This window comes from Paraburkholderia sp. SUR17, from assembly GCF_029536165.1.
Classification (GTDB): domain Bacteria; phylum Pseudomonadota; class Gammaproteobacteria; order Burkholderiales; family Burkholderiaceae; genus Paraburkholderia; species Paraburkholderia kururiensis.
Genome location: NZ_CP120508.1, coordinates 937,166 through 960,840, shown reverse-complemented (window position 1 = coordinate 960,840; position 23,675 = coordinate 937,166). Strand labels below are relative to the sequence as shown.

General features: G+C 66.3%; 20 protein-coding genes and 1 tRNA gene. 15 read left to right on the top strand and 6 right to left on the bottom strand.

The genetic code is table 11. From position 1 onward, the window contains the following. Positions 1 to 93: 93 nt before the first annotated feature. From P2869_RS04310 to P2869_RS04280, 7 genes are all read left to right on the top strand, one after another. Positions 94 to 801 carry a VOC family protein gene (locus P2869_RS04310; RefSeq protein ID WP_277597563.1) on the top strand — a complete coding sequence of 236 codons (708 nt, stop codon included), beginning with the start codon at positions 94 to 96 and terminating at the stop codon, positions 799 to 801. A gap of 77 nt (positions 802 to 878) precedes the next feature. After that, complete coding sequence (locus P2869_RS04305) at positions 879 to 1,763, top strand: DMT family transporter (protein ID WP_277598051.1); 885 nt, start codon at positions 879 to 881, stop codon at positions 1,761 to 1,763. Positions 1,764 to 1,881: 118 nt separating this feature from the next. Next, complete coding sequence (locus tag P2869_RS04300; protein WP_199543999.1) at positions 1,882 to 3,078, top strand: PLP-dependent aminotransferase family protein; 1,197 nt, start codon at positions 1,882 to 1,884, stop codon at positions 3,076 to 3,078. Between the two features lie 68 nt (positions 3,079 to 3,146). After that, positions 3,147 to 3,611, top strand: coding sequence for a RidA family protein (locus P2869_RS04295; RefSeq protein ID WP_277597562.1), 465 nt, complete (start codon positions 3,147 to 3,149; stop codon positions 3,609 to 3,611). A gap of 3 nt (positions 3,612 to 3,614) precedes the next feature. Further along, positions 3,615 to 4,526 carry a PhzF family phenazine biosynthesis protein gene (locus P2869_RS04290; RefSeq protein WP_277597561.1) on the top strand — a complete coding sequence of 304 codons (912 nt, stop codon included), beginning with the start codon at positions 3,615 to 3,617 and terminating at the stop codon, positions 4,524 to 4,526. 653 nt (positions 4,527 to 5,179) lie between these two features. Then, positions 5,180 to 7,540, top strand: coding sequence for an EAL domain-containing protein (locus tag P2869_RS04285; RefSeq protein WP_026121340.1), 2,361 nt, complete (start codon positions 5,180 to 5,182; stop codon positions 7,538 to 7,540). Positions 7,541 to 7,750: 210 nt separating this feature from the next. Beyond that, positions 7,751 to 8,977 carry a chromate transporter gene (locus P2869_RS04280; RefSeq protein WP_277597560.1) on the top strand — a complete coding sequence of 409 codons (1,227 nt, stop codon included), beginning with the start codon at positions 7,751 to 7,753 and terminating at the stop codon, positions 8,975 to 8,977. Between the two features lie 61 nt (positions 8,978 to 9,038). On the opposite strand, the gene P2869_RS04275 is transcribed toward P2869_RS04280, so the two are convergent. The 4 genes from P2869_RS04275 to P2869_RS04260 all read right to left on the bottom strand — a co-directional run bounded on the left by P2869_RS04275 (position 9,039) and on the right by P2869_RS04260 (position 16,282). After that, a complete protein-coding gene (locus tag P2869_RS04275) occupies positions 9,039 to 9,497 on the bottom strand; it encodes a DUF4149 domain-containing protein (protein ID WP_017774306.1) in 459 nt (152 codons plus the stop codon). 136 nt (positions 9,498 to 9,633) lie between these two features. Continuing rightward, on the bottom strand, positions 9,634 to 11,964 hold the full coding sequence (gene parC / locus P2869_RS04270; protein ID WP_277597559.1) for a DNA topoisomerase IV subunit A: 2,331 nt from the start codon (positions 11,962 to 11,964) through the stop codon (positions 9,634 to 9,636). 68 nt (positions 11,965 to 12,032) lie between these two features. Next, on the bottom strand, positions 12,033 to 14,018 hold the full coding sequence (locus P2869_RS04265; protein ID WP_017774304.1) for a DNA topoisomerase IV subunit B: 1,986 nt from the start codon (positions 14,016 to 14,018) through the stop codon (positions 12,033 to 12,035). Between the two features lie 338 nt (positions 14,019 to 14,356). Then, a complete protein-coding gene (locus tag P2869_RS04260; RefSeq protein ID WP_277597558.1) occupies positions 14,357 to 16,282 on the bottom strand; it encodes an ATP-binding cassette domain-containing protein in 1,926 nt (641 codons plus the stop codon). A gap of 228 nt (positions 16,283 to 16,510) precedes the next feature. On the opposite strand from P2869_RS04260, the gene P2869_RS04255 reads away from it, so the two are divergent. Beyond that, entirely contained in the window at positions 16,511 to 16,723 is a 213-nt protein-coding gene (locus P2869_RS04255) for a rubredoxin (protein ID WP_081885023.1), read from the top strand. A 61-nt stretch (positions 16,724 to 16,784) separates the two neighbouring features. Here P2869_RS04255 and P2869_RS04250 read toward each other — a convergent pair whose 3' ends face one another. After that, a complete protein-coding gene (locus tag P2869_RS04250) occupies positions 16,785 to 17,549 on the bottom strand; it encodes a class I SAM-dependent methyltransferase (protein ID WP_277597557.1) in 765 nt (254 codons plus the stop codon). 107 nt (positions 17,550 to 17,656) lie between these two features. Between P2869_RS04250 and P2869_RS04245 the strand changes: the two genes are divergently transcribed. Beyond that, positions 17,657 to 17,731: transfer RNA gene (locus P2869_RS04245), tRNA-Arg, on the top strand. A 54-nt stretch (positions 17,732 to 17,785) separates the two neighbouring features. On the opposite strand, the gene P2869_RS04240 is transcribed toward P2869_RS04245, so the two are convergent. Next, positions 17,786 to 18,034 carry an energy transducer TonB gene (locus tag P2869_RS04240; RefSeq protein WP_277597556.1) on the bottom strand — a complete coding sequence of 83 codons (249 nt, stop codon included), beginning with the start codon at positions 18,032 to 18,034 and terminating at the stop codon, positions 17,786 to 17,788. Positions 18,035 to 18,340: 306 nt separating this feature from the next. Between P2869_RS04240 and P2869_RS04235 the strand changes: the two genes are divergently transcribed. The 6 genes from P2869_RS04235 to P2869_RS04210 all read left to right on the top strand — a co-directional run bounded on the left by P2869_RS04235 (position 18,341) and on the right by P2869_RS04210 (position 23,538). After that, positions 18,341 to 18,583 carry a hypothetical protein gene (locus P2869_RS04235; protein WP_126878447.1) on the top strand — a complete coding sequence of 81 codons (243 nt, stop codon included), beginning with the start codon at positions 18,341 to 18,343 and terminating at the stop codon, positions 18,581 to 18,583. 224 nt (positions 18,584 to 18,807) lie between these two features. Continuing rightward, a complete protein-coding gene (locus P2869_RS04230; RefSeq protein WP_240659097.1) occupies positions 18,808 to 19,137 on the top strand; it encodes a hypothetical protein in 330 nt (109 codons plus the stop codon). A gap of 153 nt (positions 19,138 to 19,290) precedes the next feature. After that, positions 19,291 to 20,565, top strand: coding sequence for a DNA (cytosine-5-)-methyltransferase (gene dcm, locus P2869_RS04225; protein WP_168724590.1), 1,275 nt, complete (start codon positions 19,291 to 19,293; stop codon positions 20,563 to 20,565). A 54-nt stretch (positions 20,566 to 20,619) separates the two neighbouring features. Continuing rightward, positions 20,620 to 21,102, top strand: coding sequence for a very short patch repair endonuclease (locus tag P2869_RS04220; protein ID WP_126878446.1), 483 nt, complete (start codon positions 20,620 to 20,622; stop codon positions 21,100 to 21,102). 355 nt (positions 21,103 to 21,457) lie between these two features. Beyond that, on the top strand, positions 21,458 to 21,961 hold the full coding sequence (locus P2869_RS04215; protein WP_017774289.1) for a YbhB/YbcL family Raf kinase inhibitor-like protein: 504 nt from the start codon (positions 21,458 to 21,460) through the stop codon (positions 21,959 to 21,961). 71 nt (positions 21,962 to 22,032) lie between these two features. After that, on the top strand, positions 22,033 to 23,538 hold the full coding sequence (locus P2869_RS04210) for an MFS transporter (protein WP_277597555.1): 1,506 nt from the start codon (positions 22,033 to 22,035) through the stop codon (positions 23,536 to 23,538). Positions 23,539 to 23,675: the final 137 nt, after the last annotated feature.

The window sequence follows — 23,675 nt, the reverse complement described above, 5'->3', positions numbered from 1 at the left end:
CCGGCCGATTGTACCGTTACTGTGCAGGTCGGAACCGTTACATTTGACCGGACACGCTGCTTACCCTGGCGTCCTTTTGCCCTCCGAACGCTCATGACCGCACCGAAGCTCAGTCTCGACCACCTCGTCATCACCGCCCGCACCCTCGAAGAGGGCGCCCGCTATGTCGCCGACACACTCGGCGTGGAACACGCCGGCGGCGGCGCGCATCCGCTGATGCGCACGCACAACCGGCTCGTCAACCTGTGGGGCGGCATGTACCTCGAAGTGATCGCGATCGACCCGAACGCGGCGGCCCCGGCAGCAGGCGCCCGGCCCCGGCTCTTCGCGCTCGACGACCCACTCACGCACGCGCGCCTCGAAAACGGTCCGTACCTCTCGCATTGGGTGGCGCGTGTCGAGCGGCCGCGCAACCTCGTCTTGTGGCAAGCGCAGTACCCGGAGCGCATTGCGTCCGTCGTGCCCATGACGCGCGGCGACTTCAGCTGGGCGCTCACGGTTCCCGCGGACGGCGCATTCCCCGCCTGGCACGGCGCGGGCGACGGCATCGTGCCGTCGCTGATCCAGTGGGACACACCGCGGCACCCCACGGCGGTGCTGCCCGAGACCGGCATTGCGCTGCGTTCGCTGAAGGGTTTTTGTCCGCAGTCGCAGCTCGCGACGCTGCGCGAGCAACTGGAATGGCTCGGTGCGGCGCATCTGATCGAGCTGAACGAGTGTGCCGAAGACGCGCTGCCCTCGCTCGCCGCCGAATTCGAAACGCGCGACGGTCTGCGCACGCTCGGTGGGCCGACGCGATGAACTCTCGCGACACGCTTTCCCACCCGAGCCCAGGCCAGGCCACGGCAAAAGCCACTCACGCACGCGAATCCCGCGGCATGCTGCTCGGGCTCGTGGGCGTCGTGATCTTCAGCCTCACGCTGCCGATGACGCACATCGTCGTCGAGCAGTTTCATCCGCTGCTCAACGGGCTGGGCCGCGCGCTCGTCGCCGCCGTGCCGGCCGGCGTGCTGCTCGCATGGCGGCGCGAGCGCCCGCCGACGTGGCAGCAGGTGAAAGGCCTCGCGCTCGTGGCGCTGGGCGTGATCGTCGCGTTCCCCGTGTTCTCGGCATGGGCGATGAAGACGGTGCCGGCCTCGCACGGCGCCGTGGTGGGCGGGCTCCAGCCGCTTTGCGTCGCGCTCTATGCCGCCTGGCTTTCGCACGAACGGCCGTCGAAAGCGTTCTGGGCCAGCGCGTTGGCGGGCAGCGCGATCGTCGTCGCCTTCGCGTTGCAGGCGGGCGGCGGACGGCCCGCCGCGGGCGATCTGCTGATGCTCGTGGCCGTGGGCATCGGCGCGCTCGGCTATGCCGAAGGCGCACGGCTCGCTCGGCAGATGGGCGGCTGGCAGGTGATCTGCTGGGCGCTCGTGCTCTGCACGCCCATCCTGATCGTGCCGGTGGGATGGCTTGCGTGGCAGCATCATCTCCAGCATCCCGAACCCGTCGCGCTGAAAACGTGGCTCGCGTTCGGCTACGTGACGCTGTTTTCGCAGTTCATCGGCTTCTTCGCCTGGTACGCCGGCCTCGCCATGGGCGGCACCGCGCGCGTCGGCCAGGTGCAACTGCTGCAGATTTTCTTCACGATGGCGTTTTCGGCGCTGTTCTTCGGCGAAGCCGTCGCGGCCTCGACCTGGCTCTACGCGGCCGCCGTGATCGTCACGGTGGTGCTCGGTCGCCGGGCTGCCGTGCATACGGCACTCAAGCCCGCCCGCGCCGCCTGAAGAACTCGCGTCATAATTGCAGTCTTGATCGCGGATCTGCGCCTGCCCATTCGTGCCCGCAGATCCACGCCACCCGATTCATACATCGCCAGTCACGCCCCACCGAACGAGGAGACATATGGACCATAGCGACCTTCGCGCCCCCACGTGGCAACTGTCCGAACGCGCCCGCAAGCTCACCAGCTCGGCGATTCGCGAAATCCTCAAGGTCACGGAGCGGCCCGAGGTCATCTCGTTCGCAGGCGGCCTGCCGTCGCCTGCCACGTTCCCGGTGGAAGAGATGCGCGAAGCCTCGGAGCGCATCCTGCGCGATGCGCCCGCCGCCGCGCTCCAGTACAGCGCCACCGAAGGCTACCTGCCGCTGCGCGAGTGGGTGGCCGCACGCTACTCGGTGGGCGGCGTGCAGATTCGCCCGACGCAGGTGCTCATTACGACGGGCTCGCAGCAGGCGCTCGATCTGCTCGGCAAAGTGCTGGTGTGTCCACAAAGCCCGGTGCTCGTGGAAACGCCCACCTACCTCGGCGCGCTCCAGTCGTTCTCGCTGTACGAGCCGCACTACGTCCAGGTGCCCACCGACGAGGCGGGTCTGATCCCCGCCGGCCTCACGCCGGAACTCACGGCCGGCGCGCGCCTGCTGTACGCGCAGCCGAACTTCCAGAATCCGACGGGCCGGCGCCTGCCGCTCGAACGCCGCCGCGCACTGGCCGAATTCGCCATGAACGCGCCCTTCCCCGTGGTGGAAGACGACCCCTACGGCGCACTCGACTACGCTGGCGAGCCGCTGCCCACGCTGCTTTCGATGGCGCCGGAACACATCGTGCATCTCGGTTCGTTCTCGAAGGTGCTCGCGCCGGGCCTGCGCGTGGGCTACATCGTCGCGCCCGAGGAATTGCACTTCAAGCTCGTGCAGGCCAAGCAGGCAACGGACCTGCACACGCCCAGCTTCACGCAGCGCATCGTGCACGAGGTCGTGAAGGACGGCTTCCTCGACCGTCACGTGCCCACCATTCGCGCGCTATATCGTGACCAGTGTGCCGCGATGCTGGCCTCGCTCGAACGCTACATGCCCGAGGGCGTGAGCTGGAACCGGCCGGAGGGCGGCATGTTCATCTGGGTGTCGCTGCCTGCGCACATCGACAGCATGAAGCTGCTCGAAGAGGCAGTGGCCAACAACGTGGCCTTCGTGCCGGGCGCGCCGTTCTATGCGGACCACCCCGAGCACAACAAGCTGCGCCTGTCGTTCGTCACCGTGCCGCCCGCGAAGATCGACGAAGGCGTGGCGAAGCTCGCGGCGCTCGTGCGTACGCACCTGTGAGGCTGCAAGCCTGTAAAGCGCTCACTGCCCGATATTTTTTTGACCGAACCGAACGAGGACTTCTCACCATGGCTCAATCCAACGTCTACGACCGTCTCAAGGAACTCGGCATCGAGTTGCCCGTGGCCGGCGCACCCGCTGCCGCCTACGTCATGAGCGCGCAGACCGGCAACACCGTCTATCTCTCCGGCCATATCGCCAAGAAAGACGGCAAGGTGTGGGCCGGCAAGCTCGGCGACACGCTCGCTACCGAAGAAGGCAAGGCTGCCGCGCGCGCCATCGCCATCGACCTCATCGCCACACTGCACGCGCACGTGGGTGACCTGAACCACGTCACGCGCATCGTGAAGGTGATGAGCCTCGTGAACTCCACGCTGACCTTCACGGAACAGCATCTCGTGACGAACGGCGCGTCTGAACTCTTCGTGGAAGTGTTCGGCGAGCGCGGCAAGCACGCGCGTTCGGCATTCGGCGTGGCGCAGATTCCGCTGGGCGCGTGCGTCGAGATCGAACTCGTGGCCGAAGTCGAGTAAGCCATGCCGGCGCAAACCGTGCGCTTCGCGCAGGTCGATGTCTTCACGGCGGTGCCGTTCAAGGGCAACCCGCTCGCCGTGGTGTTCGACGCCGACACGCTCACGACCGGCCAGATGCAGCAGATCGCGCGCTGGACCAATCTCTCCGAGACGGCGTTCCTGCTGGCACCTACGGACCCCGCCGCCGACTACCGCGTGCGCATCTTCACGCCGGGCGCCGAACTGCCGTTCGCAGGACATCCGACGCTCGGCAGCGCGCACGCCGTACGCGAGAGCGGCTACCAGCCGAAGCAGCCGGGCCGGCTCGTGCAGCAGTGCGCCGCGGGCCTGATCGAGCTGACGGCGCGCGGCGAGCGCGTCTGGGCCTTCGCGGCGCCGCCGGCGCGCGTCACGCCACTGCCGGCCGAGCGCTATGCGGAGCTGTCTGCTGCGCTCCGCATCGACGTAGCGCAGGCCGTCGAGACGACGGGTGAGCCGCCCTTCGCCGTGGACAACGGTGCGCCGTGGCTCGTCGTCCGGTTGCCGTCGCCCGAGGCTTGCCTTGCGGTGAACGCCGACCCTGCCGCGCTGGGGCCGGTCACGCGCGCGGCGGGCACGCACGGGGTCGCGCTCTACGCGCCTCATCCCGCGGGTGGCCCGGCTACGTTCGAGGTGCGCTGCCTGATGTCCGGCGGCGGTTTCGGCGTAGGCGAAGACCCGGTCACGGGCAGCGCGAATGCCGCCATCGCCCAGCTTCTGTCGCTGCGGCAGAAACAGCCGGGACGGTCCTATACCGCGCGTCAGGGCACCGCGCTTGGCCGCGACGGTCGGATCTACGTGGATTACGACCAGGCCGGCGCGCCGCAGGGTGGCGGCAAGACCTGGATTGGCGGCGAATCCTTCACGGTAATCGAAGGCACGTTCAGGCTGCCATGAATGTGCAGCGGCGTTCGTGCCGGGCTCGCAGCCGACACGAACGCCGTTGAACGCCCCTCGCCGCCCCGTCCCGAGGAGCGCGTCGCGACCTGACGTAACAAGCCCGCATACCCGCCTTGCCACGCTTTTCGAGGCACGCAATCCCGCCCTATCCACTATTCATATCCGCCAAAAGCCGCGGCATGACAAAACAATGCAAACTGGATAGGAACGGCACAAAACGATAAGGCAAAGAAAGAAAACATGGCGGGCACGGCACGCCGCGAGCGGTGGACGAAATCCTCGAAAAGCCGCGCGGTATCTGGGTTTGACCGCCTCCCGGGGAGCCCGGGCATGGCAACGTTTTCGCGTGCCATTTCGGGGGCGCGTATACCCGAAGCGGCGACGCTTCCTTATTCCATTGCCATTCAGTAATATCGGGCCGTATATGGCGCCTGGCTGGGGCGGGCGCCTTCTCGTTCACGTTCCCGTGCAGACTTTGCGTTCCAGTCCAGACCTTCATGCAGGGTTTGCACGTCACGGTTTGAGCACGGGGTTGTGCACTTCTCCTCGCTCCGTCCGGTACTTCTGATCACCATGCAGCCAACCAGTCAACACGCGCGGTCGACGTACACGGAGCCACTGGCCCGACATGCGGGGCGCCGGCCAGCACGATGAATCCTCTTCGGTTCCCCGCGACGCGCGACGCCCTGTCCTGGCGTGACCCGGCCTCCGCCTTGTCACGCCGGCGGGCGCTGCTTGTCATTCCCGCGCTTGGCGTCCTGATTCTCGTGTTGCTGTGGGCGGTGATCTTCGCGCGGCTCTCGGTGGAAAAAGACTCCGCGTATCGGGAGGCCATGGCGTCGGCGGCCATTCTGTCGTCGGCGCTCGAGCAACACACGGTGAAGGCGATTCACCAGGTCGACCAGATCACGCGTTTCGTCAAATTCGAGTTCGAGAAATCGCCGGACCGTTTCGATCTGTCCAGCACGGTGGAAAAAGGCGTGGTGCAGAGCGACACGCTGATCCAGGTTTCCCTGATCGACGAGCACGGCAAGCTCGTGGCCAATACCGCCGACCCGAACGCGAAGCACATCGACCTCTCCGACCGCGAACACTTCCGCGTGCACGAGCACGAGAACGACGACCAGCTCTTCATCAGCAAGCCGGTGCTGGGCCGCGTGTCGGGCCACTGGACCTTGCAGATGACGCGCCGGCTCAACCATACCGACGGCTCGTTCGCGGGCGTCGTGGTGGTGTCCGAAGACCCGAGCTACTTCACGAGCGACTTCTACAACAACGCCGCCATTGGCCGCGACGGCGTGATCGCGGTGATCTCGGACAACGGCACCGTGCTTGCGCGCCGCACCGGCAGCGCCGAGCGGGCGATGGGCGCCTTCACGGCAAGCGGCATCTATCCGACTTCGGAGCACGTCTCGGGCACCTACGTCGACCCGATCGATCACGTGACGCGCATCGTCTCGTACCGGCATATCGACGGCTATCCGCTCGGCGTGCTGGTGGGCCTTTCGCAGGCCGAGGAGTTCGCGGACTACAACCACACGCGCAACGTGTACCTGCTGATGGCGACGTTCATCTCGCTCGCCATGCTGTCGTTCTTCGCGGTGGCCACGGGTCTGATCGGCAAGCTGCTGGGGCGCGAGCGCGAGATGACGCATCTCGTCGAATACGACCTGCTCACGGGCCTGCGCAACCGCTACGCCACGCTGCAGAACCTGCGTCACGACGTGGCGCTGCCCGCGAACCTGGGGCACCTCGCGATCCTCTTCATCGACCTCGACGACTTCAAGGCGGTGAACGACACGCTTGGCCACAACGCGGGCGACATCGTGCTGCAGATGACGGCAACGCGCCTCGCCGTGGCCGTGGGCGACGCGGGCACGCTCTCGCGCATCGGCGGCGACGAGTTCGTGGTGGTGGTGAAAGGCGACAACGTCGAGAAGCGCGCCGTCGATCTGGCCGGCGCGATTGCCGGCGTGTTTTCGAAGCCCTTCGAGGTGCGCGGCAGTTCGTTCGTGCTGCACGCGAGCATCGGCATCGCGCTCTATTCGGTGGCGCACGAAAGCGAAATCGACCTGCTCAAGAAGGCGGACCTCGCCATGTACAGTGCGAAAGACGCCGGCAAGAACTGCTACCAGTTCTACTCGCCGCAGCTTTCGCATCGTGCGGATCACCTGATGAAGTGGGAGCAGCAGTTGCGCGTCGCGCTGGCCGAAGGGCAGCTCTTTCTTGCCTACCAGCCGAAGATCGATCTCGCGCAGCGCTGCATTACGGGCTTCGAGGCGCTCGTGCGCTGGAACCATCCACAGTACGGGCTGATCCCGGCCAACGAGTTCATTCCCGTTGCGGAATCCACGGGTCTCATCGTGCCGATCGGCGACTTCGTGATTCAGACCGCGTGCCGCCAGCTTGCCGAGTGGCAGCAGCAAGGGTACGAAACGCTCTCGCTCGCGGTGAACATCTCGGCCGTGCAGTTCTGGCGCGGCGACCTTTATGAAACGGTGTCGCAGGCCGTCGAAGAAACGGGCATTTCCGCACGGCGCCTCGAACTCGAAATTACCGAGACGGCGATGATGGAGTACCCCGAACTCGTGTCCGAAAAGATCTTCGCGTTGAAGCGCCTCGGCGTACGCATCGCGCTGGACGACTTCGGCACCGGCTACTCGTCGCTTTCGTACCTGAACCGTTTTTCGGTGGACACGTTGAAGGTGGACCGCACCTTCGTGCAGGCCATTCCGGGCGACCGCAGCGTCTGCGTGATGGTGAGCGCCATCGTGAATCTGGCCCGCTCGCTCGGCCTCACGGTCGTGGTGGAAGGCACGGAAACCGAGGAGCAGATTGCCTGGCTCGCGCAACTCGGCCAGATCGAAGCGCAAGGTTTCCTGTTCTCGAAACCCGTGCCCGCAGACGGCATTCCGGCGCTGCTGGAGCGCTTCGGCGTTTGCGGCACCGAACGGCATCCGATTGCGCACGAAGGTCACGTCGACGTGAGCGACGCGTCCAGCGCGGGCTGAGTGGGCTGAAGGGGCTGAGCGGCTGGGTATCGCCGCGCGGCGTTGCCGGTTTTTCGCCCGCTCGGCAACGCCACGTACACCGATAGCCGTCAATAACGACAACACACGCAGCCGATACCCTTTGACCTGCGCCGTCTGGCCTGACGGTGCAAGGCAGCAACAACCGTCCGGCCGAACGAGGGGCGCGCGCAACACCAGCGCGCCGCAGCCATGCCAACCACAAGCCAGACTGTCGACACTACCGTGAGCACGGGAGCCGCCGAGCATCGGCAGGAACCGCTTTGGGCGCTGTTTCGCGTGGTGTTCGTGCTTTCGGCAATGTCGTGGGGCGGGCTTGCGTTGATGGCCCAGCTCGAGCATCACTACGTGGAGCGCGAGGGCCGGCTTTCGCGCGTGGCGTTCTCGGACCTCATCGCGCTCGCGTGGATGGTGCCGGGCCCGGTGGGCTGCAACGTCGCCGTGCAGTTGGGCCACGCGTTGCGCGGCAGTGCAGGCGCCTGGGTCGCCGGCGTAGCCAGCGTGCTGCCCTTCTTCCTGTTGATGACGCTCTTCGCGACCTTCTACCAGACACCGGCGATGCAGGCGATCGTATCGCCCACGCTCATCAATCACTTCAGCGTGGTGCTGGCGTCACTGATTCTCGTGACCTGGTACAAGCAGACGCGCGCGCTGGTGCGCGGCCGGCTCGAATGGGCGGCAATGCTCGCGGCCACCGTGGCGCTCGCCTACGCCCACGCGGCGGCTGCCTACGTGGTGATTCTCTGTGTGTCTTTCGGCGCCGGCTGGCTGGCGAGTCCCGAACGCCAGTCGCGTTTGAAGTTCGCCGTGGCGCGCGGCGACTGGCAGTTGATTGCCGGACTCGCCGTGCTGATCATCGTGTTTGCCGTGCCGTTGCCGCATCGCTTCGAACTCGCGCTGCTGTGGCCGCGGCTCGCGGGCGCCGGCATGACGCTGTTCGGCGGCGGCTTTTCGGCGCTGCCCGTGTTGAAGACCTTGTTCGTCACGCCCGGCGTGGGCATCTCCGACAGTGACTTCACGCTCGCGTTCTCGCTCTCGCCGTTGTCGCCGGGACCGCTGCTCAATGTCGTGCCGTTCTTCGGCTACCTCGTGGATGGCTGGCCCGGCGCATTGATCGCCACACTCGCGCTCTTTGTGCCGTCGGGATGTCTTGTCGTGCTCGCACGGCGCCACCTGCTCCAGCTGAAGACCAACGCCCGCTTCGAGCACGGACTGCGCCTTCTGCGCGCCGCCACCACGGCATTTCTCGCTGTGGCCGTGCTGCGCATTGCCCGCCATGTGCCGATGCAGCCGGCCTACCTCGTCACCGCCGCGTTCTCATGCGTGTGTTTCGCGCGGCTCAAGCTGCCGGTCTATCTGGTGTACGGCACCGTTGCCGTGGCGTGCGGCTTGTGGCTCTTCTACGCGCACGTGCTGTGACGGCATGCGAGATGAGAAGAGGCGCATGAAGTGCGCCTCTGGGAAACGCCTTGCGGAAGGATTAGAAGCCTCGCCCCAGCACCGCCATCCCCACCGTCACCACGCCCAGCACGATGTTGATGATTACGAGCTGGCGCATGGTGGCCACGGCGCGCGCGCCGTCAGGCCACTTCTGCGCCTGCACGGCGCGTTGAATACGAGGGAATACGGCAAAACGGATGTGCCCGAAGATCAGCATCATCACGACGCCGATGCCGGCCATGGCATGCATGGGCCACGACGCCTGGCCGCCGCCGAACTTGACGAGCAGAAAGCCGCCGGTGCCGAGAATGACGAGCACCGAGCCCGCCACCCAGTTGAAGAAGCGCCCGAACACCGAAGCGACGAGCGGTAGACGCAGCTGCGGCGACAGGTCTTCGAGCGCGGGGCGCAGGCAGAAACTCGCGAATACCATACCGCCCACCCAGACGGCGACGGCCAGCAAATGCAAAAAGAGCGCGATGTCGATCGCCTTGCCCATATGTGTCTTCCTCTCGTGATATAGAACCGCCGCGCAGGCCAGCTTTCGACCATTCCCGCGCGGCGCAGTTCAGGGCATCGATGCAATCGAAGGCGCTGCACGGCGGCACTGCACCGCGCCGCGCAGAATGCATCGCTCAGTTTCCTGCGCCCGCGGGCAGCGCAGGCCGCAGGCCGCTCACCTTGAGCCGCGTCTCCGGCACGCGGCCCTTGCGTGCGCGCTTGCCGACGTGCGGGGCGAGCGCCGCGCCTGCCAGCGTCTCTTCGGCGACCTTGCCGCCACGGCCCGTGCCCATGAGCACGACGCCCGCCTTACCAATTGCGAGCGCCTGGGTCAGCCTCTCTTGCGGGTCGAGCGCCATCAGCGTCACGCCACGGCCGCCGCCCGAGAGCGTCTTCATCTCGTCGAGGCCAAACACCAGCAGCCGGCCGCCGCCCGAAAGACACGCCACCTGGGTCACGCCCGGGAACATCGGCATGGGCGCGAGCGGCATCGCGCCTTCGTCGATGGTCATGAACGACTTGCCCGCCTTCACACGGCTCACCATATCGCCCACCTTCGCGATGAAGCCGAAGCCGTTGCTCGACGCGAGCAGCAGCGCCTGGTCGGCGGGCGCCGCGAAGTAATGCATCAGATGCGAGCCCGATTCGAGTTCGATCAGCGACGTCACCGGCACGCCGTCGCCGCGGCCGCCCGGCAGCAGCGCCACGGCCACCGAGTAGACGCGCCCGTTGCTGCCCCACGCGATGAGCGTGTCCGGCGTGCGGCACTGGAACGCCGCGTAGAGGCCGTCGCCGGCCTTGAACGAGAAGCCGGCCGGATCGAGCCCGTGGCCCTTCAGCGCGCGCACCCAGCCGCGCTGCGACACCACCACCGTGACGGGCTCGTCCACCACGCGTGCTTCGAACGTGGCGCGCTTTTCCTGCTGGATCAGCGTGCGGCGCTCGTCACCGTATTGCTTCGCGTCGGCTTCGATTTCCTTCACGATGAGCCGCTTCATCGACGACTCGTTCGCGAGCAGCTCTTCGAGCTTCGCCTTCTCGTCGCGCAGTTCTTCGAGTTCTTTCTCGATCTTGATCTTTTCGAGCCGGGCCAACTGGCGCAGCCGGATTTCGAGAATGTCGTCGGCCTGGCGCTCGGAGAGGCCAAACGCGGACATCAGCGCGGCCTTCGGTTCGTCCGACTCGCGAATGATGCGGATCACCTCGTCGATGTTCAGGAAAACGATCATCCGCCCTTCGAGGATATGGATACGATCGTTCACCTTCGCGAGCCGATGCTGGCTGCGCCGCGTGACGGTGGCAAAGCGGAAGCCGACCCACTCCGCGAGGATTTCGCTGATGCCCTTCTGCCGCGGCCGGCCGTCCCCGCCGATCATCACGAGGTTCAGCGTGGCATTCGATTCGAGGCTCGTATGCGCGAGCAGCGAGTTCACGAATTCGGTCTGGTCGATGCGGCTCGACTTCGGCTCGAACACGAGCCGCACGGGCGCGTCTTTCCCCGACTCGTCGCGCACGGTGTCGAGCAAGGCGAGCATGGACTGCTTGACCTGCAACTGCTCGGGCGTGAGCGACTTCTTGCCGAGCTTGATCTTCGGATTGGTGAGCTCCTCGATTTCCTCAAGCACCTTCTGGCCCGAGGTGTTCGGCGGCAGTTCGGTAATGACGAGCTGCCACTGGCCGCGCGCCATGTCTTCGATCTTCCAGCGCGCGCGCACCTTGAGGCTGCCGCGGCCCGTTTCGTACGCGGCGGCAATCTCGGCCTCGCTCGAAATGATCTGGCCGCCGCCCGGGAAGTCGGGTCCGGGCACCTTCTCCATCAGTTCCGCGTGCGAGATCTTCGGATTGCGGATCATCGCCACGGCCGCCGCGGCGACTTCGCGCAGGTTGTGCGAAGGGATCTCGGTCGCAAGACCCACCGCGATGCCCGATGCGCCGTTCAGGAGCAGCATCGGCAGACGCGCGGGCAGCGTCTTCGGTTCCTGGAAGGAGCCGTCGTAGTTCGGCATGAAGTCGACGGTGCCCTGATCGATTTCGTCGAGCAGGAGCTTCGCAATGGGCGTGAGCCGCGCTTCGGTGTAGCGCATGGCCGCCGCACCGTCGCCGTCGCGCGAGCCGAAGTTGCCCTGGCCGTCGATGAGCGGATAGCGCATCGAGAAGTCCTGCGCGAGACGCACGAGCGCGTCGTAGGCGGACTGGTCGCCGTGCGGGTGGTACTTGCCGAGCACGTCGCCCACCACGCGCGCCGACTTCACGGGCTTGGCGTTGTCGCCCAGCCCCATCTCGTTCATCGCGAACAGGATGCGGCGCTGCACCGGCTTCTGGCCGTCGCAGACGTCGGGCAACGCGCGGCCCTTCACCACGCTCACGGCGTAGTCGAGATACGCGCGCTCCGCGTAGTGGCCGAGCGTCAGGAACTCGCCCGCGGGGGCGGCCGGCTCGGTGAAAAGATCGTCCTGTTGGTCCATTGAATCAATCCGTGTTCTGGTCCTGTCCTGCGTGGTGCGCGGGTCTCACACGTGCACGCGCGCCGCGCTCAGATGTCCGCTTCGACTTCGTTGCCCTTCTCTTCGAGCCAGCTGCGCCGCGCGGCCGCTTCGCCCTTGCCCATTAGCATGGTCATGCGCGCGACGGTGGAATCGAAGTCGAGGTCGCCGAGCGCCACGGGCGACAGGCGTCGCGTGTCCGGGTTCATCGTGGTGTCCCACAACTGCTCGGCGCTCATTTCGCCAAGGCCCTTGAAGCGGCTGATGGTCCATTGCGATTCGCGCACGCCGTCCTTGCGCAGCTTGTCGAGAATGGCGTCGAGTTCGCCTTCGTCGAGCGCGTAGAGCTTCTGCGCGGGCTTCTTGCCGCGTGCCGGCGCATCGACGCGAAAGAGCGGCGGGCGCGCCACGCACACGTGGCCGCGCTCGATCAGTTGCGGGAAATGCTTGAAGAACAACGTGAGCAGCAGCACCTGGATGTGCGCGCCGTCCACGTCGGCGTCCGAAAGAATGCAGATCTTGCCGTAGCGCAGGTTGGAGAGATCGACGGTGTCGTCGGGGCTGTGCGGATCCACGCCGATTGCCACCGAAATGTCGTGCACTTCGTTGTTCGCGAAAAGGCGGTCGCGCTCGGTCTCCCAGGTGTTGAGCACCTTGCCGCGCAGCGGCAGGATGGCCTGGTATTCCTTGTCGCGGCCCATCTTCGCGGAGCCGCCCGCCGAGTCGCCTTCCACGAGGAAAAGCTCGTTGCGCGAGATGTCGGTGGATTCGCAATCGGTGAGCTTGCCGGGCAGCACGGCCACGCCGGAACTCTTGCGCTTCTCGATCTTCTGACCCGCGCGCGTGCGCGCCTGGGCCTGCTTGATGACGAGGTCCGCAAGCTTCTTGCCGTGCTCGACGTGCTGGTTGAGCCACAGTTCGAGCGCGGGCCGCGTGAACGACCCGACGAGCTTGACCGCATCGCGGCTGTTCAGACGCTCCTTGATTTGCCCCTGGAACTGCGGATCGAGCACCTTGGCGGAGAGCACGAACGAGACGCGCGCGAACACGTCTTCGGCCAGCAGCTTCACGCCCTTGGGCTGCAGATTGTGCAGCTCGATGAAGCTCTTCACGGCCTGGAAGAGGCCTTCGCGCAGACCCGCTTCGTGCGTGCCGCCGGCGGGCGTTGGGATCAGGTTCACATACGACTCGCGCATGAGCGAACCTTCCTCGCTCCACGCGACGACCCAGGCGGCGCCCTCGCCTTCGGCGAAGGTGTCGTCGCTCGCGCGCGAGCCTTCGGCGTAGCGCTCGCCCTCGAAGAGCGGAATCACGAGGTCGCTGCCCGCGAGCCCTTCCAGCAGATAGCCGCGCAGGCCGTCTTCGTATTTCCAGTTGAGGCGCTCGCCGGTCTTCTCGTTGACGAGCACGACCTCGACGCCGGGCAGCAGCACCGCCTTCGAGCGCAACAGCCGCTGCAGTTCGCCCACCGGCAGGTTCGCCGAATCGAAGTACTTCGCGTCGGGCCAGACGGTGACGCGCGTGCCGCTCTTCTTGTCGTCGCGGGTAGCCCCACGCGTCTTCAGCGGCTTCACGACGTCGCCGTGGGCAAAGCCGATGTCGGCCACCTTGCCGTCGCGCCAGACGGTGACGTCGAGCTGCTTCGAAAGTGCGTTGGTGACCGACACGCCCACGCCGTGCAGGCCGCCGGAGAACGTGTATGCACCGCCCGCGGCCTTGTCGAACTTGCCGCCCGCGTGCAGCCGCGTGAAGACGATTTCGACGACGGGCACGCGTTCTTCGGGATGCAGGCCGAACGGGATGCCACGGCCGTCGTCGTCCACGGACACGGAGCCGTCCGCGTTCAGGGTGACGATGATCTGCTTGCCGAAGCCGCCGAGCGCTTCGTCGGACGCGTTGTCGATAACTTCCTGGATGATGTGCAGCGGATTCTCGGTGCGCGTGTACATGCCGGGCCGCTGCCGGACCGGTTCAAGGCCTTTGAGCACCTTGATCGACGCTTCGCTATAGGCCGCGCTTGACTTCTTCGTAGACATGGTGGATTTGGGTCCGTCCGTTCATCGTGGTTGTCCACATGTTCTGTGGACATCTGCGTGGACAAGGCGTTGAGTTTTCAAAATATCCGATACGAAACAACGGGCTGGATTGGGTTGCTCGCTACGCGGGCGGACCTGCGGCTTACCGCCTCATTCGGCTTGCCATGCCGCATGGCGTGCCTGCCAAGTCGTTCGCGACAGGTGCCGGACACGGCGCAGGCCCGCCGGCTGGCGGGTTCGCGGGGTATTTTACTGATTTCGCCCTGGGCGGCAATTTACAACGCGCTGCACGTGCGGCCTGCACGCGTCCGGCGCCCACCCGCTCCGCCCGCCCGCGCTCACTTGCGCTTGCTCTCCAGCGCTTCCCAGCGCTCGAGCGCAATCAGCAGTTCCTCTTCGATCGCCCCATAGCGTTCGGTAAGACGCGTGCCCTCGGCAGCGTCTTTCGCGAAGATCGAGCCGTCTTCGAGTTGAGCCGCAATGGTCTTCTGCTCGGCTTCCAGCGCCGCGATGCGCTCCGGCAGCGCATCGAGTTCGCGCTGCTCCTTGAACGACAGCTTGACGGCGCGCGGCGCACTGCGCGCGGCGGCACTCTCCTTGTTCTGCGCTTCCTTCGCGCTCTCGCGCGGCGCCTGGGCCTCGCGCAGCTGTTCGGCGCGATCGCGCTGGACCTGCCAGTCCGTAAAGCCGCCCACATACTCGCGCCAGCGGCCTTCGCCCTCCGCCGCGATCACGGAGGTCACCACGTTGTCCAGGAACGCGCGATCGTGGCTCACGAGCAGCACGGTGCCGTCGTAGTCGGTGAGCAGTTCTTCGAGCAGTTCGAGCGTGGGAATATCGAGGTCGTTGGTGGGTTCGTCGAGCACCAGCACGTTCGCAGGCCGCGCGAACAGGCGCGCGAGCAGCAGACGGTTGCGCTCGCCGCCGGAGAGCGACTTCACGGGCGAACGGGCGCGCTCCGGCGCGAACAGGAAGTCGCCGAGGTAGCTCATGACGTGCTTTCGCGCGCCATTGATCTCGACCCAGTCGCTGCCGGGGCTGATGGTGTCGGCGAGCGTCTTTTCCATGTCGAGCTGCGCGCGCATCTGGTCGAAATACGCGACCTGCAGATTGGTGCCGACGCGCACCTGGCCTTCGTCCGGCTCGATCTCCCCGAGAATCAGCTTGAGCAGCGTGGTCTTGCCCGCGCCGTTCGGGCCGACGAAGCCGATCTTGTCGCCGCGCATGACCGTGGCCGAGAAGCGGTCGACCACGGTGCGGCTGCCATAGCGCTTCGTCACGTCCGTCAGTTCCGCGACGATCTTGCCCGACTTCTCGCCCTGCGCGACATCGAGCTTCACGTTGCCCTGCACGTTGCGGCGTTCCTCGCGCTCGCGACGCATCTGCACGAGCCGCGCAATGCGGCCCACGCTGCGCGTGCGGCGCGCCTCCACGCCCTTGCGGATCCACACTTCTTCCTGGGCGAGCAGTTTGTCGAACTTCGCGTTTTCGATCCGCTCCACTTCGAGCTGCTGCGCCTTGCGCTCCTGATAAGCGGAGAAGTTGCCGGGATACGAGAGCAGCCGGCCACGGTCCAGCTCGACGATGCGCGTCGCCACACGGTCGAGGAACGCGCGGTCGTGGGTGATGAAGAAGAGGCTTGCGCGCTGGGAGAGCAATAGCTCTTCGAGCCAGCGGATACCGTCGAAGTCAAGGTGATTGGTCGGCTCGTCGAGCAGGAGGATGTCAGGCTGCACGACCAGCGCGCGCGCCAGCGCCACCCGCTTTTGCATGCCACCCGAGAGCGCGCCCACGCGCGCCTCGCCGTCAAGACCGATCTGCGCGAGCGTGGTGGACACGCGGGTGCGCCAGTTCCAGGCATCCGCGGCATCCACCGACGATTGCAACACGTTCATGCGCGCAAGCAGCGCGTCGTGCTCCGCGCCTTCGGGCGTCTCTGCAAGGCGGTGTGCAACCGTGTCGTACTCGTCCAGCAGTTGCTGCGCGTGGGCGAGGCCCGAAGCCACGGTGTCGAACACCGTGGCTTCGGCGTCGAACTCCGGCTCCTGGGGCACGTAGACCGTTGTGAGGTTCTGCTGGCGCGTGACGAGGCCGTCGTCGGGCTTCGTGAGGTCCGCAACGATCTTGAGGAGCGACGACTTGCCTGCGCCGTTGCGGCCGATCAGGCCGACGCGCTCGCCCGCCTCCAGCGAAAAGTCCGCGTGGTCGAGCAGCGCAACGTGGCCGAACGCGAGCTGCGCGCCGGTGATGGTGTAAAGCGACATGGAAGAGACCGAAAAAGCTGCGTTGGACCGGAATCGCTCATTGTACCGGGCGGCGCAGCCGCGACAGCCTGGCCGGATGGGCAGCGAACGCGGCGCTCGCGACCGCTACAACGTGAGAACCGGCCTGGGGGGCCGGCAGACGCCCGCGCGACGAATTCCGGTAAGATTGCGGCTCGCCGCCGCCCGGCGAGGCACAGAGCCGGTCGCGCCTCGCGGCAATCGCACTGAATGTGCATTGAATGGAACGAAGAGTACGCCGTGAGTGAAGTTGTCGAATACAAAAGCTGGGTCTGCCTGATTTGCGGCTGGATCTACAACGAAGAAGAAGGGCTGCCGGACGAAGGCATCCCGGCCGGCACCCGTTTCGCCGATATCCCCGACGACTGGCGCTGCCCGCTCTGCGATGTGGGCAAGGGCGACTTCGCGGTGGTGGAGTTCTGAAGTAGCTTGCTGAACTGTGTCGCGCGGTTGGTCTCACGCCTCGCGACGCAAAGCCATGACTTCATGATCTTGTCGCGACGACGATCAGCTCAGGCGCGTCGGCACTCAATGGCGCGCCCGACCAGTCGCCATACCACTGCGTCACGTTGAATCCGGCTTCGTCCAGCGTGGCCGCGAGTTCTTCCTTCGTGCGGAATCGCAGCTCGCTCGGGACGACAACCTCGTCTTCCATCAGCGCGAACCGGTAGTGCGTGTCGAAGCGCACACGCGGTCCAACTCCGTCGCTTCGCACTTCGATCAATCGCTGCCACACATCTGTCGGGCCGACAACCGGATGATCGACGGTTCGTCGCGATCGCTCCGGTGTCCATTGTTCCCACGGCTGTGCCTGCGGGTTGCGGCTCTCGAACGCGAGCCAGCCGCCCGGACACAGCGCGCGACGAATGGCAATAAGCGTGGCGCGCCAACTGGCGTCGTTCACGAAAACCTGAGCCACGTGCCCTGTCATGAGCGCAAGGCCGGCACCTGACGCCGTCGCCGCACTCGCGTCGCCCTCGATCCAGCGCACCTGCGCTCCGCCGGCCCGCTGCCGCGCGACTTCGAGCATGGCGTGGGCAGGATCGATGCCCGTCACGTCGTGGCCACGCCGTGCCAATTCACTGGCAAGCAGTCCGGTACCGCAGCCGATGTCGACGATCGGCGCCCGCGGCAACGTTGCCGCAAGGTCCAGATAAAACGCCGTGTCGGCGGCGAACGGATTCAGCGCGTCGTAAAGCGCGACGAGACGCGCATCGGTGTAGAGGGAAGTGGTCTCAGGCGTAGTCATGTGGTGGAAATCGTAGCGGCACACTGGCGTCTGCACCATCGTCCGAACAGCCATTCTCCGGCCCGGGCGGCTTTGTTATACTCTTGGCCCTGCGGCGCCCGGTCCCTCTCCCCGTAGTTCAATGGATAGAACAAGTGCCTCCTAAGCGCTAGATACAGGTTCGATTCCTGTCGGGGGGACCAGCAACACCACGCACGCCTTTCCCCGCAGCAACCGTCATCCCCGAATCCACTCCATTACGCTTCCATCGTCCACGCCACGTCGTGCCATCGGCGCGAGGTCTTCGACCCCAGCCTGGTGGGCGGATAGTGACCGTTCTGGAGTTCGGTGAGCGCTCGCTCGTCGATTGCAGGATCGCCGCAGCCGCGCTTGAGCTGAACGGCCTGCACCCGGCCGGCATCGTCCAGCAGCACCCGCGCCAGTACCCGCCACCGCAGGCTTTGCTCCGGATGAGTTTTCGCGAGTAGTTTGTCCAGCAGACTCATCGTTACGTCCTCCCCCACTGTTCCATTCTTCCATTCCAAAACGGCCCCATCGGGCGATGTGCGAACGGCAATTGTGAGCAGTTCGCGCCGAGGTGCCCACCAATGTCAAAACCACCGCCGCTGTTCGTGACAATCGTCGCCGCGGCGCGTCGGTGACGCCACCCTGCGCCAGGCTGATGCAGCGCACCGCTCCCTATCAAAACTGACAGGTAACGGGAGTCCCAAAACGTCATACATTAGGAACATAGCAAGCAGCGACGTCCCGAACGCCGACAGACACGCAACATCCATCACGGGGGACACACCATGGTCAGCCTTCTCGACCAGGAAATCGCACACATCCAACGTGTGATGCGAGCATCGCTGGCACTCGATGCCACCCGCGCGCTTCTGCCTCCCAGCTACTGGCGGCACCGCCTGCAGCGGCTGGTCGCTGGCAAGCGCATCACCCAACAGCAGTTTTCCGCGATCGACGGCCTGCTCGTCCAGCTCGACGCCTTCGACCACACCACGCCGCCCGCCCATGAAGTTCACGCCAAGGCCAGTTGAGTGAGGGTCGCCCTCTGGCCGATACGCCCGCCGCAAGATCACCGTGCGGCTGATACGCTCGTGTCGACGCCGGCGGGCGCTGTTGTACCGAAGGCGCCAAAGCGCCTGTGACGGTCGCCGTCCGGCTCCCGCGCCGCCGCCCTGCACCACCGCCCCGCACCGAAATACCGCAATATCGGGACACCCCGATCTCAAGTAACCGCCCAACGTGCCGTAAAACAGAGATGGCAGATCTCGAAAAATCGCAGATGGGCTCGTATATGGCGAGCCTGATAGACGAAGACATCGCCCATATCGAGCGGGCGATGCGGCTTTCGTTCGCCCCCGATTGCGACAGCAACGTGCTGCCCGCTGGGTACTGGCGCAGGCGCCTGCACCAGTTGCTGGACACCGTGCATCTCAACAAGGCGCAGTTGCGCGGCATCGACGCCCTGCTGCTGCAGCTCGACCGGCTCGAAGCCGAAGCTGCGCGCCGGCTGAAGGCCGCGCCGACGCGCGCCGAGACCATCGAGGAAACCTCGGCGGTCGTGCCGCTGCGCCGCCAGGGTCAATAACCCGGCGCTGGCGCGCCAATCCCGTGCCGGGCCCGAGGACTCCCCTCCATTTCCCGCGCAACATAGCAAAATTCCCTCGCTTGAGAACCAAAGCGCGACCGTGGGTCGTCTATCGGTCATAATGTCCGCCAAAATTCCCAGCGAGGACCTTCCGTGACCCCGGCTCCCCTGCCAGACCTGCTCAAGCAGGCACGCACCCGATTCACCCAGCGGCAGATCGCCGACCACGTCGGCAAGGACGTCAAGACCGTGCGTCGCTGGGAAAAAGGCGAAACGCCCTGCCCCGCGATGCTCGAAGCCGCCCTTCGCGAACTGATGCGCACGCCCGCGGCGAACCGCGCGTCCGAGGCGCCGCGCTTTCGCTTCGTCGACCTCTTCGCCGGCATCGGCGGCATCCGCATGGGCTTCGAGGCGCACGGCGGCCAGTGCGTGTTCACGAGCGAGTGGAACGAGTTCTCGAAGAAGACCTATATCGAGAACCACGGCGCCGACCATCGCTTCATCGGCGACATCGTCTCGTTTCCGGCCGCCGACGTGCCCGCCCACGACGTGCTGCTCGCCGGCTTCCCGTGCCAGCCGTTCTCGATTGCGGGCGTGAGCAAGAAGAACGCGCTCGGCCGCCCGCACGGCTTCGAGTGCACGACGCAAGGCACGCTCTTCTTCGACGTCGCGCGAATCATCGCGGCAAGGCGGCCCGCCGCGTTCCTGCTCGAGAACGTGAAGAACCTGCTCTCGCACGACCGCGGCCGTACCTTCGAGGTGATCCTGCAAACGCTGCGCGACGAGCTGGGCTACGAAGTCCACTATCGCGTTGTCGACGGCAGCCACTTTACGCCGCAACATCGCGAACGCATCATCCTCGTGGGCTTTCGCGAACCCACCGCGTTCTCGTGGGACGACCTGCGGCTGCCCGGCGACGGTCCGCGGCTCGGCGCCATCCTGCATCGCACGGACGGCAGCGAACCCCTGCTGCCCTGGGACGGCGACCGCTTCTTCGATCACACGGCCCGTTGCGTGCAGCCGCGTTACACGCTGACGCCGGGCCTCTGGACATACCTCCAGCAATACGCCGAAAAGCATCGCGCAGCGGGCAACGGCTTCGGTTTCGGCATGGCGACGGCCGACAGCGTCACGCGCACGCTGTCGGCGCGCTATCACAAGGACGGCTCCGAGATCCTCGTGCATCAGGGCAAGGCGCAGCGTCCGCGGCGCCTCACGCCGCGCGAGTGCGCGCGCCTGATGGGCTTTCCCGACACCTTCCGCATTCCCGTGAGCGACACCCAGGCCTATCGCCAGTTCGGCAACAGCGTCGTGATGCCTGTGATGCGCGAGGTGGCGCGCATCATGCTGCCGCATCTGGGTGTCGCCACCAGCCCGGTAGCCGTCAAACGCAAGTCCGCCCGCACCGCCGCGGCGCTCGCGGCCTGAGCGCCGCTCGCTGCCCGCCGCTTGCGCCCGCAGGCAGCAGAGGAGCCTCGCAACATGGTGGATGTCGTCGACGCCGCAACGCGCAGCCGGATGATGTCCGGCATTCGCGGACGCAACACGAAGCCGGAGATCCTGATTCGCCGGCTGCTGCATCGGCGCGGCTTTCGCTTCAGGCTCGACGTGCGCGAGCTGCCGGGCCGGCCAGACATCGTGCTGCCCCGCTATCGCGCGGCGATCTTCGTGCACGGCTGCTTCTGGCACGGCCACGACTGCCCGCTCTTCAAGTGGCCGCAGACGCGCCCCGAGTTCTGGCGCGAGAAGATCGCGCGCAACCGCGCCAACGACGCGAAGGCGCTCGCCGCGCTCGCGGCCCAGGGCTGGCGCATCGCCATCGTCTGGGAATGCGCGATTCGCGGCGCGGACCGTGACGTGGGCGCCCTCATCGAACAATTGGACACGTGGCTGCGCAGCGGCGCGTTCACCCTCTTCGAAGCACGGGGACCGCGTGCGGCACAGCCGTTGCAGGTGTCTCGCTGAGATTGTTCGCCGCGGCCCCGGCGGCACCTGGCCTCAACGTGCGCCGCGAACCGTGACGGGAACGATTCGTGCCCCCTGGCAGGCGGGCGCAATGCGATCCCGCAAGCCGCCAGCGAGGTAAACGAGGCGGTCACGCGCCGTGAAAGCGCCATCCGCGCCGCTGCGCTAAACTCGATCGATCCCGCCGGCCACCTGCATCCGTCGCCGCGATTGCAGCAACAAGGCAGCAAACCCATGCGGCGAACATCGCAGCAAAACTGGCAGCAAACAGCGGCGTGGAAATGCGAGTGAAAGCGCAAGCACCACGTGGCCTCCGGGTTCATCGCGCGCTGAACCGTTCTTGAGGAGACGTCCAATGGCTGATTTCCGGATCTGGTCCGACGATTTTCCGGCCAACGGCTTCATGCCGAAGGCGCAGGAACTGAACGAACCCGCGTTCGGCACCGCCGGCGAAAACATCTCGCCGGCGCTGCAATGGGACGCACCGCCCGGCGACGCGCAAAGTCTCGCCGTCACCGTCTACGATCCCGATGCGCCGACCGGCAGCGGCTTCTGGCACTGGGTCGTGGCCAACCTGCCGCCCGACGCGCGGGCGCTGCCGCGCAACGCGGGCAAAGCCGACGGCAGTCTGCTGCCGCACGGCGCGGTGCAGGTGCGCAACGACTACGGCACGGTGGGTTTCGGCGGCGCGGCGCCGCCACGCGGAGACAAGCCGCATCGCTACATCTTCCGTATTCACGCGCTCAAGGTGCCGCAGTTGCCCATTACCGCGGATACGACGAACGCTGTGGCGCGCTTCATGATTCACCTGAACGAAATCGACTCGACAACCTACACGGGACTCTACGAACTGAAGTAGCCCGCGACTGCGCTGCCGGCCCGCGAGATGGCGTGGCGGCACGCAGCCGCCGCGCCGCTTCGATACCATCGATGCGCACCTCATCCATTTCATCCGCACCCTCTTCCGAAACCCTTGGCGCGGCAGCCGCGCGCGAAGACACGCTCGCTCCATCCGGCGAAGCACATGCCGGCCGTGGCACCGACGCACAGCAACGTCCGCAGCAGGGCCGCGAGCCCGAGCCCGGACTGCCGCTGCCGCAGCGCTACGCGGCCATCGTCGTCGTGGCGCTCGGCATCACGCTCGCCGTACTCGACAGCGCGATCGCCAACGTGGCGCTGCCCACCATCGCGCGCAATCTGCACGCGAGTGCGGCATCGTCCATCTGGGTGGTCAACGCGTATCAGCTTGCCGTCACGATTTCGCTGCTGCCGCTCGCCTCGCTAGGCGACCGCATCGGCTACCGGCGCGTGTATCTCGCGGGGCTCGCGCTGTTTACGGTTGCGTCGCTGGGCTGCGCGGTGTCGGGCTCGCTGCCGGTGCTCGCCATGACGCGCGTGATCCAGGGGTTCGGCGCGGCCGGCATCATGAGCGTCAACACGGCGCTCGTGCGCATGATCTATCCGCCGAAGCTGCTCGGACGCGGCGTGTCGATCAACGCGATGGTGGTGGCCATTTCGTCGGCCGTGGGGCCAACCGTCGCGTCCGCGGTGCTCTCGGTGGCGCCATGGCCGTGGCTCTTCGCCATCAATGTGCCGATCGGTATTGCGGCCTTCGCGCTGGGCCTGCGCGCGCTGCCCGTCAACGTGAAACACCGCGCGCCCTACGACTACGTGAGCGCCGTGATGAACGCGGTCGTGTTCGGGCTCCTGATCTTCGCGGTGGACGGTCTGGGCCACGGAGAGTCGCGCGCGTGGGTGGCTGCCCAATTCGTCGTGGCCGCGGTGACCGGCTGGTTCTTCGTGCGCCGGCAACTGACACGCCCCGCGCCGCTTCTGCCCGTCGACCTGTTGCGCATTCCCGCGTTCGGGCTGTCGGTGGGCACGTCGGTCTGCTCGTTCTGTGCCCAGATGCTCGCCTTCGTTTCGCTGCCGTTCCTGATGCAGGAAACGTTCGGGCTCTCGCAAGTCGAGACCGGTTTTCTCATGACGCCGTGGCCGCTCGTGATCGTGGGCGCCGCGCCGCTCGCGGGCATTCTTTCGGACCGCTACCCGGCCGGCATCCTCGGCGGCATCGGGCTTGCCACGCTGACGGTGGGCCTGCTGCTGCTCGCCACACTCGGGGCCCATCCTTCAGCCGTCGACATCGCCTGGCGCATGGCACTCTGCGGCGCGGGCTTCGGCATGTTCCAGTCACCGAACAACCGGCAGATGCTCGCCTCGGCGCCGCGCGAACGCAGCGGCGGCGCGAGCGGCATGCTGGGCACCGCGCGGCTCACGGGGCAGACGCTCGGCGCCGCGCTGGTCGCGCTGATTTTCGGCGTGTCGCCGACCCATGGGCCCGTCATCGCGCTGTATCTCGCGGCGGGCTTTTCGGTGCTCGCCGCTATGGTGAGCCTGCTGCGCTTGCGGCAACCGGCGAACGGCGCGGGGGCATGACACGGTCGGGGGGGCGTCGCGGCGGCCGAGTTGTCGCGACGGCGCGCGACGGACTGGGTGAAAGGCAACACAACGATGAAAAGAGCCGGCACGGTGGAAGGCACCTGGCCTTTCATCGTGCCGGCTATTCGCTGGGC

Bases quoted from the DNA above. Each gene is read 5' to 3' on its own strand.
- P2869_RS04310 (WP_277597563.1), top strand. From the start codon at position 94: ATGACCGCACCGAAGCTCAGTCTCGACCACCTCGTCATCACCGCCCGC.
- P2869_RS04305 (WP_277598051.1), top strand. From the start codon at position 879: ATGCTGCTCGGGCTCGTGGGCGTCGTGATCTTCAGCCTCACGCTGCCG.
- P2869_RS04300 (WP_199543999.1), top strand. From the start codon at position 1,882: ATGGACCATAGCGACCTTCGCGCCCCCACGTGGCAACTGTCCGAACGC.
- P2869_RS04295 (WP_277597562.1), top strand. From the start codon at position 3,147: ATGGCTCAATCCAACGTCTACGACCGTCTCAAGGAACTCGGCATCGAG.
- P2869_RS04290 (WP_277597561.1), top strand. From the start codon at position 3,615: ATGCCGGCGCAAACCGTGCGCTTCGCGCAGGTCGATGTCTTCACGGCG.
- P2869_RS04285 (WP_026121340.1), top strand. From the start codon at position 5,180: ATGAATCCTCTTCGGTTCCCCGCGACGCGCGACGCCCTGTCCTGGCGT.
- P2869_RS04280 (WP_277597560.1), top strand. From the start codon at position 7,751: ATGCCAACCACAAGCCAGACTGTCGACACTACCGTGAGCACGGGAGCC.
- P2869_RS04275 (WP_017774306.1), bottom strand. From the start codon at position 9,497: ATGGGCAAGGCGATCGACATCGCGCTCTTTTTGCATTTGCTGGCCGTC.
- parC (WP_277597559.1), bottom strand. From the start codon at position 11,964: ATGGACCAACAGGACGATCTTTTCACCGAGCCGGCCGCCCCCGCGGGC.
- P2869_RS04265 (WP_017774304.1), bottom strand. From the start codon at position 14,018: ATGTCTACGAAGAAGTCAAGCGCGGCCTATAGCGAAGCGTCGATCAAG.
- P2869_RS04260 (WP_277597558.1), bottom strand. From the start codon at position 16,282: ATGTCGCTTTACACCATCACCGGCGCGCAGCTCGCGTTCGGCCACGTT.
- P2869_RS04255 (WP_081885023.1), top strand. From the start codon at position 16,511: ATGTGCATTGAATGGAACGAAGAGTACGCCGTGAGTGAAGTTGTCGAA.
- P2869_RS04250 (WP_277597557.1), bottom strand. From the start codon at position 17,549: ATGACTACGCCTGAGACCACTTCCCTCTACACCGATGCGCGTCTCGTC.
- P2869_RS04240 (WP_277597556.1), bottom strand. From the start codon at position 18,034: ATGAGTCTGCTGGACAAACTACTCGCGAAAACTCATCCGGAGCAAAGC.
- P2869_RS04235 (WP_126878447.1), top strand. From the start codon at position 18,341: ATGGTCAGCCTTCTCGACCAGGAAATCGCACACATCCAACGTGTGATG.
- P2869_RS04230 (WP_240659097.1), top strand. From the start codon at position 18,808: ATGGCAGATCTCGAAAAATCGCAGATGGGCTCGTATATGGCGAGCCTG.
- P2869_RS04220 (WP_126878446.1), top strand. From the start codon at position 20,620: ATGGTGGATGTCGTCGACGCCGCAACGCGCAGCCGGATGATGTCCGGC.
- P2869_RS04215 (WP_017774289.1), top strand. From the start codon at position 21,458: ATGGCTGATTTCCGGATCTGGTCCGACGATTTTCCGGCCAACGGCTTC.
- P2869_RS04210 (WP_277597555.1), top strand. From the start codon at position 22,033: ATGCGCACCTCATCCATTTCATCCGCACCCTCTTCCGAAACCCTTGGC.